The 12,382-nt window shown below is 67.5% G+C and carries 11 protein-coding genes; 4 read left to right on the forward strand and 7 right to left on the reverse strand.

Going from position 1 to position 12,382, the window contains the following annotated elements; genetic code table 11:
- Window positions 1–23: 23 nt before the first annotated feature.
- On the reverse strand, window positions 24–1,028 hold the full coding sequence (locus tag G9Q80_RS25905) for a 1-aminocyclopropane-1-carboxylate deaminase/D-cysteine desulfhydrase (RefSeq protein ID WP_088671447.1): 1,005 nt from the start codon (window positions 1,026–1,028) through the stop codon (window positions 24–26).
- A 187-nt stretch (window positions 1,029–1,215) separates the two neighbouring features.
- Here G9Q80_RS25905 and G9Q80_RS25910 point away from each other — a divergent pair, with 187 nt between their 5' ends.
- Genes G9Q80_RS25910 through G9Q80_RS25920 form a run of 3 tightly spaced genes read left to right on the forward strand, consistent with a single transcriptional unit; the run spans window position 1,216 to window position 5,118 of the window.
- A complete protein-coding gene (locus tag G9Q80_RS25910) occupies window positions 1,216–3,075 on the forward strand; it encodes an ABC transporter ATP-binding protein (RefSeq protein WP_088716247.1) in 1,860 nt (619 codons plus the stop codon).
- Complete coding sequence (locus G9Q80_RS25915) at window positions 3,072–3,764, forward strand: SDR family NAD(P)-dependent oxidoreductase (protein ID WP_088716246.1); 693 nt, start codon at window positions 3,072–3,074, stop codon at window positions 3,762–3,764. Before G9Q80_RS25910 ends, G9Q80_RS25915 begins: the two co-directional genes overlap by 4 nt.
- A 1-nt stretch (window position 3,765) precedes the next feature.
- Window positions 3,766–5,118, forward strand: coding sequence for an NAD(P)/FAD-dependent oxidoreductase (locus tag G9Q80_RS25920; RefSeq protein WP_088716245.1), 1,353 nt, complete (start codon window positions 3,766–3,768; stop codon window positions 5,116–5,118).
- Between the two features lie 16 nt (window positions 5,119–5,134).
- Here G9Q80_RS25920 and G9Q80_RS25925 read toward each other — a convergent pair whose 3' ends face one another.
- The 6 genes from G9Q80_RS25925 to G9Q80_RS25950 are packed head-to-tail and all read right to left on the reverse strand — an operon-like array spanning window position 5,135 to window position 11,512.
- The gene (locus G9Q80_RS25925) at window positions 5,135–5,953 is read right to left on the reverse strand and encodes a sulfurtransferase (RefSeq protein WP_088716244.1); all 819 of its coding nucleotides are present in this window, start codon (window positions 5,951–5,953) and stop codon (window positions 5,135–5,137) included.
- A gap of 17 nt (window positions 5,954–5,970) precedes the next feature.
- Window positions 5,971–6,927, reverse strand: coding sequence for an ornithine cyclodeaminase (locus tag G9Q80_RS25930; RefSeq protein WP_088716243.1), 957 nt, complete (start codon window positions 6,925–6,927; stop codon window positions 5,971–5,973).
- A complete protein-coding gene (locus tag G9Q80_RS25935) occupies window positions 6,924–8,264 on the reverse strand; it encodes a M20/M25/M40 family metallo-hydrolase (protein WP_121497620.1) in 1,341 nt (446 codons plus the stop codon). Before G9Q80_RS25935 ends, G9Q80_RS25930 begins: the two co-directional genes overlap by 4 nt.
- Window positions 8,261–9,181: an ABC transporter permease gene (locus G9Q80_RS25940; protein WP_088716242.1), complete on the reverse strand. Its 921-nt coding sequence runs from the start codon at window positions 9,179–9,181 to the stop codon at window positions 8,261–8,263. The genes G9Q80_RS25935 and G9Q80_RS25940 overlap by 4 nt, the downstream gene beginning before the upstream one ends.
- Window positions 9,181–10,020, reverse strand: coding sequence for an ABC transporter permease (locus G9Q80_RS25945; protein WP_198550012.1), 840 nt, complete (start codon window positions 10,018–10,020; stop codon window positions 9,181–9,183). The genes G9Q80_RS25940 and G9Q80_RS25945 overlap by 1 nt, the downstream gene beginning before the upstream one ends.
- Window positions 10,021–10,024: 4 nt before the next feature.
- Window positions 10,025–11,512, reverse strand: coding sequence for an ABC transporter substrate-binding protein (locus G9Q80_RS25950; protein ID WP_088716241.1), 1,488 nt, complete (start codon window positions 11,510–11,512; stop codon window positions 10,025–10,027).
- A gap of 177 nt (window positions 11,513–11,689) precedes the next feature.
- Here G9Q80_RS25950 and G9Q80_RS25955 point away from each other — a divergent pair, with 177 nt between their 5' ends.
- The gene (locus G9Q80_RS25955) at window positions 11,690–12,376 is read left to right on the forward strand and encodes an FCD domain-containing protein (protein ID WP_043145482.1); all 687 of its coding nucleotides are present in this window, start codon (window positions 11,690–11,692) and stop codon (window positions 12,374–12,376) included.
- Window positions 12,377–12,382 lie beyond the last annotated feature (6 nt).

Genomic DNA, 12,382 nt, shown 5'->3' on the forward strand with positions numbered 1-12,382 from the left:
CGAAACCGGGACGCGCCCCCCCTTCACGCGCTGACGTCGGCTGTCAGTTGCTCGTTGAAGGGGAACAGCGCGGGCGTGCCGCCGCAATGCACGAACAGCACGTCCGATCCCTGTTCGATGGCGCCGCGTTGCGCCAGGTCGATGATCCCGGCCATCGCCTTGCCGGTATAGACCGGGTCCAGCAGCACGCCTTCGGCATGGCCGGTCCGCAGGATGGCGGCGTTGCCCTGCTCGGAGGGGATGGAATAGCCCGGCCCGACATAGTCATTCTCGATCCGCAGATCCTCGGGTGTGAATCGCTGCTCCAATTCCAGCAGCTCTGCCGCGTCATTGGCCATGACCGCGATCCGCTCGGCGAACGGCACGGCGGTGCCGGTGACGGCGATGCCCAGTACCCTGGTCCCTGGCCACCAGATCGAACAGCCGACGACCATGCCCGCCAGCGTGCCACCCGACCCGACCGGCGCGCAGATATAATCCGGCGCCTTGCGGCCCGTGGCGGCGTATTGTTCCGACAGTTCGCGGATCGCGTTCACATAGCCCATCGCACCCAGCGCGCTGGCGCCCCCCAGCGGGATGATATAGGGCGTCTCGCCCCGTGCCTCTGCGGCATCCGCATGGGCCTGCATGCGCGGATTGATCTGCTCGAAATAGGCGTCCGGGTCCAGGAAATCGACCTCGGCCCCCAGGATGTGATCCAGCAAGAGGTTGCCCTGCCAGGCGTCGGGACGGTTGCCGCGCAGCACCAGGATCGGCTTCATGCCGAATTTTCGGGCAGCAGCGGCGGTCATCCGCGCATGGTTGGACTGGTGCCCGCCGGTGGTGATGACCACCTGAACGCCGCGCGCCACCGCGTCCGCCATCAGGAACTCCAGCTTGCGCACCTTGTTGCCACCGCCGCCGAAGCCCGTGAAATCATCGCGTTTCACCGAAAGCGAGACGCCCAGCTCACCGCTCAGACGGGGCAGGTCCTCGACCGGGGTGGGCAGGAATCCCAGCGACAGCCGGGGCAATTCATCGAGTTTCATGCTCGGTCCTTTCTCTTGATTGGCCCGCCGGGGCGAGTTTCCCCTTGCATGATCGGACCCCTCTTGTCAGGATATATGATATATCATAAACGGCAACCCCTCGTTTTCCCGGTCCGCGTCATGCAGCGATCCCTTCCGGAGCGGCGGGCAAGCCGCTACGCTTGAACCGATCGAAACGGACCGCGCCATGACCGAACCTGTCTTTTCCGTCTCCGGACTCGAGGTCGCCTTTCGCGGCCGCACCGGCTGGACCCCGGTGGTCCACGACATGTCGATGCAGATCGCGCGGGGCGAAACGCTGGCCCTTGTGGGAGAAAGCGGTTCGGGGAAAAGCGTCACGTCGCTGGCCTCGATGCGCCTGCTCGACCCCGAGACGAGCCGCATCAGGGGCAAGGTTCTGCTGGAAGGCCGCGACCTGCTGACCCTGTCGGAACCCCAGATGCGCGGCGTGCGCGGCAACGACATGGCGATGATCTTCCAGGAGCCGATGACCTCGCTGAATCCCTCGATGAAGATCGGCGAACAGATCGCCGAGGTGCTGGAGGCGCACCAGGGCATGGACCGCAAGGCGGCCCTGGCCGAGACGCAGCGCCTGCTGGAGCGGGTGCGCATCCCGGCGGCACGGCAGCGGATGGGCGAATACCCGCACCAGTCCTCGGGCGGGATGCGCCAGCGGTTCATGATCGCGATGGCGCTGGCCTGCCGCCCGCGCCTGCTGATCGCGGACGAACCGACGACGGCGCTGGACGTGACGATCCAGGCCCAGATCCTGGAGCTGATCAAGGTGCTGCAGGAAGAAGAGGACATGGCCGTTCTCTTCATCACCCATGACATGGGCGTCGTGGCCGAGGTCGCGGACCGGACCATCGTCATGTACCGGGGCCGTGCCGTGGAACAGGGCCCGACAGAGGCGCTCTTTGCCGCGCCGGAACAGCCCTACACCCGCGCGCTGCTGTCGGCGGTGCCCCGGCTGGGTTCGATGACCGGCAGCCACCAACCCGCACGGTTTCCCTTGGTCGAGGCCGAAACCGGCAAGCCCCTGCCCGCCCGTCCGGTCGAAGCGCGCGTGGATGACAGCACCGCACCGCTGCTGCAGGTGCGCGGCCTGACCACGCGCTATGCCACCGGCGGCGGCTTCCTGGGCCGTGGCGCCGGGCGTGTCCACGCGGTCGAGGGCATCGACTTCGACATTCATCCCGGCGAGACCCTGGCGCTTGTCGGTGAATCCGGCTGCGGCAAGTCCTCTGCCGGGCGGTCCATCCTGGGGCTGACCCCGGCACAGGACGGATCGGTCAAGCTGGAAGGCGAGGAATTGCTGGGCCTGTCGCGCCGCGCCATCCGCCCCTACCGGCGCAAGATGCAGATGATCTTTCAGGATCCCTTTGCCAGCCTCGACCCCCGGTTCCGCATCGGGGACGCCATCGCCGAACCGATGCTGACCCACGGTCTTGTCTCGCGTGCCGAGGCGCCAGGGCGCGTGGCGGACCTGTTGGAAAAGGTCGGGCTGACGGGCGACATGGCGCGGCGCTATCCCAACGAGTTCTCCGGCGGCCAGCGCCAGCGCCTCTGCATCGCCCGCGCGCTTGGCATGACACCCAGCCTGATCGTCGCGGACGAGGCGGTGTCGGCGCTGGATGTCTCGATCAAGGCGCAGGTCATCAACCTGATGCTGGACCTGCAGGAAATGATGGGCCTGTCCTACCTCTTCATCAGTCACGACATGGCGGTGGTGGAACGCATGAGCCACCGTGTCGCGGTCATGTACCTTGGCGAGATCGTCGAGATCGGCCCGCGCGCCGCGATCTTCGAAAACCCGCAGCACCCCTACACCCGCCGCCTGCTGTCGGCCGTGCCGGTCCCGGACCCGGCGCGCCGGGGCATGCGTCGCGGGCTGGACGTGCGCGACCTGAAAAGCCCGGTGCGCCCCCTGGACTACCAGCCGCCCAAGCGGGAATGGCGCGAGGTTTCGCCCGGGCATCGCGTCCAGGTGCCCGGCCCGGAATGGGCCGGCGAGATCGCCGAACAGGCGGCGGGCCTCCCGGCATGAACCGCCCAGTCGTGATGATTTCCGGCGCCAGCCGGGGCATCGGCGCGGCCATCGCCGCCGAGATGCACTCTGCCGGATGGGCGTTGAGCCTGGGCCTGCGCGACCCGGACACCAGCCCCCTTCCCGCCTCGGACATCGTGCTGACCTGCCGCTTCGACGCCACCGACCCGGACAGCGAAAGCGCCTGGATCGCCGCGACGCAGGCGCGCTTTGGCCGGCTGGACGGTTTGGTTCTGAACGCCGGCATCCACAGCGCGCATTCGGTGCTGGAGGCCAGCGAGGCCGAGTTCGACCAGCTGTTCGACGTCAACGTGAAATCGCCGATGCGCCTGTCGCAACTGGCCTGGCCCCTGCTGGAACAGGGTCCGGGCCGGATCGTGACCATCGCCTCGCTCTCCGGCAAGCGGGTGAAATCGCCGGGATCGGGGCTTTATGCCATGTCGAAATTCGCCCTTGTCGGGCTGACCCATGCCCTGCGGCAGGCCGGAAAGGACAGCGGCGTGCGCGCCACCGCCATCTGTCCCAGCTTCGTGGCCACCGACATGGGCCGCGCCGCATCGGGCAGTGACGGCAGTGACAAGACCCGCCCCGAGGACATTGCCCGCATCACCCGCACCGTGCTGGAACTGCCCGCCTCTGCCAGCGTGGCCGAAATCCCCGTCCACTGGGGGGTCGAGGATTGTTTCTGACATGACACTGCCCAATCGCGGCCCGGCGCCGCTTTCGGTCGCCAGTTCGGGCGATCTGCCCGCGACGGCGGATATCGTCGTCATCGGCGGTGGGATCATCGGTGCCGCGACGGCGCTGGAGCTGGCCCGCGCCGGCCATGCCACCTGCCTGCTTGAAAAGGGGATCATCGCCGGGGAACAGTCCAGCCGCAACTGGGGCTGGGTCCGGCAAGCCGGGCGCGACCTGCGCGAACTGCCCCTGTCGACCCTGGCCCGCCGCCGCTGGCAGACCCTCTCGGACAGGATAGGCCCCGGTCTTGGCTACGTCGAATGCGGCATCGCCTATGTTGCCCGCTCGCCCGAACAGGCGGCCCGCCACCAGGCCTGGGTGACAGAGGCCGCAGGACATGGGATCGCAGCCGAGATCCTTGGCCCCGAACGTCTCACAGCCATCGCTCCCGGGCTGGCCCAAACGGGGCTCTCCGCGCTCTACCTGCCCGGGGACGGACGGGCCGAACCGCAAAGCGCCGCGCCATTGCTGGCGCGCGAGGCCATCCGGGAGGGGGCCAGCATCCACCAGCACTGTGCCGCGCTGGAGATCGAGACCGACCGCGCGGGCATCAGCGGGGTGCGCACCGAAAGCGGGCGGATCGCCACGCGCTGCGTCATCGTTGCGGGCGGCATCTGGTCCGCGCCCCTGTTGCGACGGCTGGGCGTGGACCTGCCCCAGCTCAAGGTCCTGTCCTCGGCCTGCCGCACCGCGCCCCTGACCAAGGCACAGGGCGCCGCTTTCACCCCCTGTCTTTCGCTGGGCGGCGTCGCCCTGCGGCATCGCGCGGACGGCGGGGTCACGATGGCCAGTTCCACCACCGCCGTGGCCGAGCTCGTGCCGGACAGTTTCCGCCACATGCGGGCCTTTCTGCCCGGTCTGCGCAGCATGTTGCCGGGCCTGAAGCTGCGGTTGGGCGCCGCCACCCTGCGCGAGACTGGCTGGCTGTTCTCTGGCGTCGCGCTGGAACGCAGCCTGATGCGTCACCGCATCATGGATCCCGCGCCGGACCGCCGTGCCCTGCGGCAGGTCAGGCGGCGCCTTGCAGAGAGCTTTCCCGCGCTCGCAGACCTTGAAGCGGTGCAGGATTGGGGCGGGCTGATCGACGTCACGCCGGACGTGATCCCGGTGATCTCGACGGTCGGAACGGTGCCCGGCCTGGTGATTGGCACCGGCTTTTCCGGGCATGGTTTCGGCATCGGCCCCGGCGCCGGGCGGGTGCTGGCCGAACTGGCCACGGATCAGCGGCCCAGCGTCGACCTACAGGATTTCCGGCTCGACCGTTTCGGCAAGGGCCAACGCGTGCAGATGCAATCCTGGCTCTGACAGGTCCCCTACCCATTCAGGCAGGGCCGGTTTCCATCGGCAAGGCCGGGTCGGCGGCCCATTCGTGCCAGGAGCCGACAAAGATCCCCACATTGTCGAACCCCGCCATGCGCAAACCGTACAGCGCCGTCGCCGCCCGCGCGCCCCTGTGGCAATAGGTAACGACGGGCCGCGCCGGGTCCAGCCCGACGGCAATGGCCTCCGCGCGGATTTCTTCGGCCGGGCGATAGCGCCCGTCGCGGATCATGTCCTCGTAGAACATGAACAGTGCGCCCGGCACACGCCCGCCACGAGCGCAGCAGTCATGCGCGAAAGTGCCGTCGAACTCACTCGGGCGCCGCACGTCGAAGATCTGGAGCTCCGGCGCCGGTGTCAGAAGGGCGTCGCGGGTCTGCGCCAGGTCTGGTCGCCAGCCCTCCGGCGCGGGTCCGTCCACATGGGTGATCGCCTCGGCCACCCCCTGCCCTGGTGCCGTCGCGCCGCCGATCTCGCGCCATGCGCGCAACCCGCCATCCAGGATCACACCGCCGTCACGCCCCAGCAATTCCTGGAACCACAGACCGCGCGGCGAGCGCATGCCCGTTTCTTCCTCGAACCAGACCACGGTCCGAGCCCTGTCCAGCCCGGCCCGGCGAAAGGCCTCGGCCGCGCCCGCTGCCATGCCGGCATACCCCTCGTCGGTGCTGTCAGGCACGAAATAGTCGTAGACGTTCAGAAAGATCGCGCCCGGCAGGCTCTCCTGCTCCCAGGCTTCGCGGGTGCGGGTGTCGACCAGGACAAGCCCCGGTTCGTCCAGCCGGGCGGCAAGTTCGCTTGCGGTAATGGTCACAGGCATGTCGGTCCTTTCGGAAGTCAGTCGGTGAGGATCTGCCCCAATCCCAGGTCGGTGGCCCGGCGCATCAGGCGCGCGGCAAGGGCGATGTCGAAGATGTTGAGGCCGAAGCTGGAGAAATAGACGCAGGCCGCCGGGTCCGGCCGCCAGCCGTCCAGCAGGATCGCGGCGGCATCGGCGGCGATGCGATCGGCAGGAAAACGCCCGGCGCGGTGCATCTGGAACAGGCTCTTGGCGCTTGTCCGCGCAAAGTCGCCCCAGAGATCGCAGGTCACCGCATCGGCGCGGTCGATCGCATCAAAGCTGACCTCGTGATAGCCGATCTGCAGGATCAGAGCGCCCTTGGCCATCATTTCCGGCCCCAGGATCGGTTCCGGCGCCGAGGTACAGGCAAAGGTGACCTCGGCAGCCAGACTGGCCTCCGAGGCCGTCCTGTGGCGGCGGATCTCGATCCCCTCGGGCGCCTCTATCGCGCGTCCCGAGCGTGTCCAGTGATGCACCTCGGCCAGGTCGGGGAACACGGCCCGCGCCATCCGCAGGTGCATTTGCGCCTGTGCTCCGGCGCCAAGGATCGCGATACGCGGGACGCCGGGTTTCAGCGCCCGCACAACCGACCCGGACAGCGCCGCCGTCCGCACCCGGGTCAGCATGGCGCTGTCAACAATGCCCATCGGCAGGCCCGTTTCAAGGTCGTCAAGGATGGTGCGCGAGGTGATCGCCTCGCCCCCCTGCGGGGCCTCTGGCCGGTGTACCGCCCATTTCAGCCCGGCGGCGGCAAAGCGTCCGCCGACGCGGGCCGGCAACCCATATCCCCTGGCGCGGGGATCGGTCCCCAGCGGCAGGACATTCTCGGCGGCCATCTCGGCCTTTCCGGCACGCAACAGGGCCAGGGCGTCATGCACATCCGCCAGGGCCGCATCCCAGTCCAGCGCCCCCGCGGCGATCAGGTCGCGGCGGTTGAGGTAACGCCCGGTCATGCCGCCTGCCCCATGCCCGTCAGCCAGGCCTGGACCGAGGCGATGAACCGTCCGAACCCCTCAATCTGCAGGAATTCGTCAACCGCATGGGCATTCCCGCCTCGACCTGCGCCGCCGATCAGAAAGCTCTCGACATGCCGGGCAAAGGCGTGCCCGGGGGCAGAGCCCAGGGCCCAGGGCCAGACCTGCGGTGTCTGCGACGTCTGTTCATAGGCCGCGATCAGGGCCCGCGCGCCCCGGCTGTCGGCGCCGAACCGCACGCCCGGAGCGCTCTCTCCCACCTCCAGCGTCACGGCGCTGCCGTCCAGCCGGGCGCGCTGCGCCGCCAGGAAACGCCCGGCCTCCAGTCCCGGCGGGGTACGCAGGTCGAACAGGGCCTCGGCCCTGTGCGGGATCACGGCGGTGTCCCCCACCGGGTCACTGGCCAGCGAAGAGACATTGAGCGAGGCGGTGCGCAGGACATGGCGTAGGAGCGCCTCGGCATCGCCACCAAGGGCAAAGCGGCTGGCAGTGCGAAATTTCAGTTCCGCCTCCGGGTCGAACCCCTGCGCCAGCGTCGTGATCAGCGCCGAGGCCTCCTCATCCAGAACCACCTGCGCCAGTTCGCCCGTCACCGCGCCGCCGAAGTCCGCCAGCGCGTCGACAAGCACCCGTGCCGGGTTGGCGATCCAGGGCGCGTTGCTGGAATGGATCGCGGTGCGCGGGCCGCCCCAGTCGCCACCCTCGACCAGAAGCCGGCCCTTGGTGATCCCCGAAAAACCCAAGTACACACGCGGCGCCCCGCCACCATATTCACAGAGGCTGGGAAACAGCCCTCCGGTGCAGGACGGCAAGGGACACCCGGGCGCGGCTAGGTAGCGCCGCATCGCAGGTGATCCGTGTTCTTCCTCACCGTCCAGCAGGATTTCCACGTTGACGTCCAGTCGGCCCGCGCGGTGCACGTCTCGCAGGGCGACAAGCATTCCGGCCAGCGGCCCCTTGTTGTTCTCGGCGCCGCGGGCGACAAAGACCTCGCCCAGCCCCTCCATCCGGGTCCGCCCGCCCGTCCAGGGATCGACACGCCAGCCCTCGGGCGTTGCGGGCATGACATCATACATGTTGTAGAGGATCACGCTCTCATCCGCACCGACGTCCAGTCGCGCATGGATCACCGGAGCGCCCTCTGGCCCTTCGACCGGTGCGATGATGGTCGCCCCCAGGTCGCCGATCAGCCAATCCAGCAGCGCGGTCACCTGGCGCGCCTGCGCCGTCGGATCGCCTGCATGCGAGGGGATCGCGCACCAGAGCGCCGTCAGGTCCAGCGCCTCTTCCAGCAGGGGCGCGGGCGCCGTCCTCACAGGCGGATCCTCGGGTTGAGCCAGGTGTAGGCCACGTCGACCAGGAAATTTGCCACGACAAAGACCAGTGCCGCGAACAGGACCACCGCCTGCACGACCGGGAAATCGCGGTTCTGGATCGCCTCGACCGCCAGCCGCCCGATCCCCGGCCAGGCAAAGATGATTTCGGTCACCAGTGCACCGCCCATGAGCGAGGCCAGGTACATGCCCTGCAGGGTGACAACCGGGATCATCGCGTTGCGCAGGGCGTGGCGGACGACGATGCGCCATTCGGTCAGCCCCTTGGCGCGCGCGGTGCGAACATAGTTCTCGCCCAGCGTCTCGATCAGGCTGGACCGCACCAGCCGGGTGATTGCCGAGAGGTAATAGGCGCCCAGCGCCAGCGAAGGCATGACCAGGTGACCGAGGCTGCCATAACCGCTGGAAGGCAGCCAGCGCAGGTTCAGCGAAAAGAGGATGATCAGCATCAGCGCCAGCCAGAACACCGGCACAGCCTGCCCAAGCAGGGAAACGACGCGAATGGCAAAGTCGATCGGGCTGTTCTTGCGCACAGCCGCGATGGCGCCCAGCAGGAAGCCAAGCAACGACGACCAGAGCAGCGCCGAGAGCGCCAGGAGCGCGGTCGCGCCCAGCCTTTCCGTCAACAGGTCCATCGCCGGGCGGCTGTAGCGCAGGGACGACCCGAGGTCGCCCTGCAGTGCATCGACCAGGAAGCGCCCGTACTGGACGATGATCGGATCGTCGAAGCCCATCGCCTCGCGGAAGGCGTCGATCTCGGCAGCGGTGGAATCGGGCGCCATCATCAGCACGGCCGGGTCGCCGGTCAGGAACAGCGCAAAGAACACCAGCGCCGAGACGCCGAACATCACGATCAGGCCCTGAGCGGCACGGGACAGCAGGAAGCGCAGGCCTTTCATCAGGACACCTTGCTTTCGGCCCGGCGGACCAGCCAGTCGCCAAGCAGGTTGCAGCCGATGACCAGCGCGCCGATCATCAGGCCGGGATAAAGCACCAGCCAGTTCGCGATCAGGATCACCGACCGGCCCTCGCCGATCAGGTTGCCCAGCGTCGGCATCGGCGGCTGCACCCCCAGCCCGAGAAACCCGACAGAGGCCTCGAGGATGATCAGGCGCGGCAGGTCCAGCGTCAGCAGCACGGTCTGCGGCCCGATGATGTTGGGCAGGACGTGGCGAAAGATGATCGTCATGTCCGACAGCCCCATCGCGCGCGAGGCGTCGATGTATTCCAGTTCCCGCACCTCCAGCGTGCGGCCCCGGGCGACCCGGGCGAAGATCGCCCAGCCCGTCAGGCCCAGCACGATCACGAGGTTGGTCATCGAGGGGCCCAGCACCGAGACCAGCAAGAGGATCAGCAGGATGAAGGGCACCGCCAGCTGGATGTCCACGAGGCGCATGATCAGCGCATCGACCCAGCCGCCGTAATACCCCGCGATCATGCCCAGCGCGGTGCCAAGCACGACAGAGATCAGCGCCGCGATCAGCACGATCCCGAAGGACACCAGCGTCCCCAGTCCCAGCCGGGCGAGAAGATCCCGCCCGAGCTGATCGGTTCCCAGCGGATGGAGCGCATCCCCCACCACTGTCATCGGAGGTTTGAACGTCGCGGAAATGTCACCGCGCAGCGGGTCCAGCGGCCAGGCCAGCGGGACCAGGATACAAAAGGCCACGGATGCCGCGAGAAGGAAGATCGCCAGCGCGGCGTCCTCGTTTCCCTTGATGCGCAAACTTCCGGTCAAGGGGTCAGTCCACCGTGATGGTGAAGACGGGGATGCGGGCGTCGGCCCGGCCGTCGAAGGTCACATTCGGGGCTTTGCCCATCAGCTTGTCCTCCTGGTAGAGGGTGATCAGCGGCACCTGCTCGGCCGCGACCTCCTGGATCTCCTGCAGGATCGCCGCGCGCGCCTCGGGATCGACGGTCGACCGGCTCTGGTCCAGCAGCGCGTCGAGGGCGTCGATCCGGGCCCCCGAATAGGGCTCACCCGACTTCATGATCGCATAGATCGCCGCATCCGCGTCAAGCGTCTGGGTGGAGCCCCAGCCCAGCATGTAGATCGGCCCCTCGAAGGGCACGGTCTGGGTGTAGACCGACCATTCCATCGTTTCCTGGTTCACGTCCAGGCCGATGTCCTCGAACCCCTGCGCGATGGTCTGGGCCACCTCGGCGTTCTTCATGTAGCGGAACGACGACTGCATGGTGATCTCGAACCCGTCCGCGAAGCCTGCCTCAGCCAGCAGCTGCCGTGACAGCTCCGGATCGAATTCCGGCACCGGCACATCGAGATAGCCGAAATCGGCGGCACCGACCTGCGTGCCCTTCGGCGTGGCAAGCCCGCCCAGCAGGTTCTCGGTGATCGAAACCCGGTCGATGGCGTGGTTCAGCGCCTGGCGCACCTTGACGTTGTCCAGCGGCGCCTTGTCCATGCGCAGGCCCAGGTAGATGGTCAGGCCGCCGTTCTCGACCTGTACCAGGTCGGCGTCGGGCGATTGCTGCAAGATCGGCACCAGGTCCACCGGCACATCCTCGATCAGGCCCACCTCGCCGGTGATCAGCGAGGTGATCCGCGCCGTCGCATCGGGGATCGGGCGCCAGATCACCGTCTTGATGTCCGGCTGACCGCGCCAGTAGTCGGGGTTGGCCTCCAGGGTCACGCGCTCGTCGGGCACGAAATCCACGAAGGTATAGGCGCCGGTGCCGACGGGATTGTTGGCGAAATGCTCACGCCCATGTTCGGCGATGTATTTCGGCGGCACGATATAGGCGGGATAGCGGCTCATCCGTGTCGGCAACAGCGGATCGGGTTCCGCGGTGGTGATGCGCACGGTCATCGGGTCCACCACCTCGACCGAGGCAATCGTGCGGATGTAGGAAATCGTCGGCGCCTTGTTGTCCGGGTTCAGCACGCGGTCGAGGCTGAATTTCACCGCCTCGGCGTCAAAGGGCTCGCCGTTGTGAAATTTCACACCCTCGCGCAGCGTGAATTCCCAGGTTGTGTCGTCGATCGAGGTCCAGCCGGTGGCCAGGCCCGGAACCAGCTTCATGTCCTCGTCGCGCATGACCATCGTGTCAAAGATATTGTCGACGATGGTGGCCGCCTCGCGCAGGAAACCGGGATCAAGCGCGTTGGTCGAGGCAGATCGCCCAATGACGAGCGTGTCGTCCTGTGCGAATGTCGCCGTGGCCGGAAGGGCCAGGGCAAGACCGAGGGCAAATGCAGGGAAACTCTTCATGTCGTGAGACCTCCTATTGGATGCAGTCGCAGGTTGGATGGGGAAGCGGGCCGCCTGTCTTGGCCTCTTGATTGGATCTTTCGCAGCGATCCAGAATATAATATATCATATATCATGACTCCGCAAGCCGGGCGCGGCCCCGCGCGCAGTCAGACCACACGCAGGAGATTATTTTTTATGCAGACCGGATTCAGTGCCCCGCCCCGCAAGAGCCTGACCGCCCATGTCGAAAGCCAGCTGCGCGACGCGTTGATCGAGGGCCGCCTGGAACCGGGCACACGACTGGTCACGAAGGAGCTGGCGACCTCTCTGGGCATGAGCATCACGCCGGTCCGCGAGGCCCTGGTGCGCTTTGCGGCTTCGGGCGTCCTGACTGCGGAGCCGGCCAGTTCCTTTCGTGTGCCTGTCATGACGGTGGCCAGCTACGCCGAGCTTGGAGCGATCCGAAAACGCGTGGAATCCCTCGCCGCCGAGACCGCCGCACAAAAGATGACCGCCGCCCAGATCGACGCGCTGGAACAACAGGTACAGGCCTACATCGAGGCCAAGCACACCCGCGACCCGCACGAGGCGCTCAAGGAAAACAAGGAGTTGCGGTTCAGTCTTTATGCCGCCGCCGAGATGCCGATCCTCCTGCAGACGATCGAGACGCTCTGGCTGCGCGCCGGGCCGGGCTTCAACTACCTCTTTCCCGATCCCGGAGCGAGCCGCACCGAACACGCCAACTACGAGGCGCTGATCAAGGCCCTGCGCGCCGGCGACGCCGCGGCCGCCGGAGAGGCGATCTGCCGGGCCATCGACGACGGCTCGGAACGGGTGTCGCGGGCCCTTGCCGAACGCGAACGTCAGGCCGGGGCGGGCTGAGATTGC

The organism is Mameliella sp. LZ-28, from assembly GCF_012274245.1.
GTDB classification, from domain to species: domain Bacteria; phylum Pseudomonadota; class Alphaproteobacteria; order Rhodobacterales; family Rhodobacteraceae; genus Antarctobacter; species Antarctobacter albus.

Bases quoted from the DNA above. Each gene is read 5' to 3' on its own strand.
- G9Q80_RS25905 (WP_088671447.1), bottom strand. From the start codon at position 1,028: ATGAAACTCGATGAATTGCCCCGGCTGTCGCTGGGATTCCTGCCCACC.
- G9Q80_RS25955 (WP_043145482.1), top strand. From the start codon at position 11,690: ATGCAGACCGGATTCAGTGCCCCGCCCCGCAAGAGCCTGACCGCCCAT.
- G9Q80_RS25910 (WP_088716247.1), top strand. From the start codon at position 1,216: ATGACCGAACCTGTCTTTTCCGTCTCCGGACTCGAGGTCGCCTTTCGC.
- G9Q80_RS25915 (WP_088716246.1), top strand. From the start codon at position 3,072: ATGAACCGCCCAGTCGTGATGATTTCCGGCGCCAGCCGGGGCATCGGC.
- G9Q80_RS25920 (WP_088716245.1), top strand. From the start codon at position 3,766: ATGACACTGCCCAATCGCGGCCCGGCGCCGCTTTCGGTCGCCAGTTCG.
- G9Q80_RS25950 (WP_088716241.1), bottom strand. From the start codon at position 11,512: ATGAAGAGTTTCCCTGCATTTGCCCTCGGTCTTGCCCTGGCCCTTCCG.
- G9Q80_RS25940 (WP_088716242.1), bottom strand. From the start codon at position 9,181: ATGAAAGGCCTGCGCTTCCTGCTGTCCCGTGCCGCTCAGGGCCTGATC.
- G9Q80_RS25925 (WP_088716244.1), bottom strand. From the start codon at position 5,953: ATGCCTGTGACCATTACCGCAAGCGAACTTGCCGCCCGGCTGGACGAA.
- G9Q80_RS25930 (WP_088716243.1), bottom strand. From the start codon at position 6,927: ATGACCGGGCGTTACCTCAACCGCCGCGACCTGATCGCCGCGGGGGCG.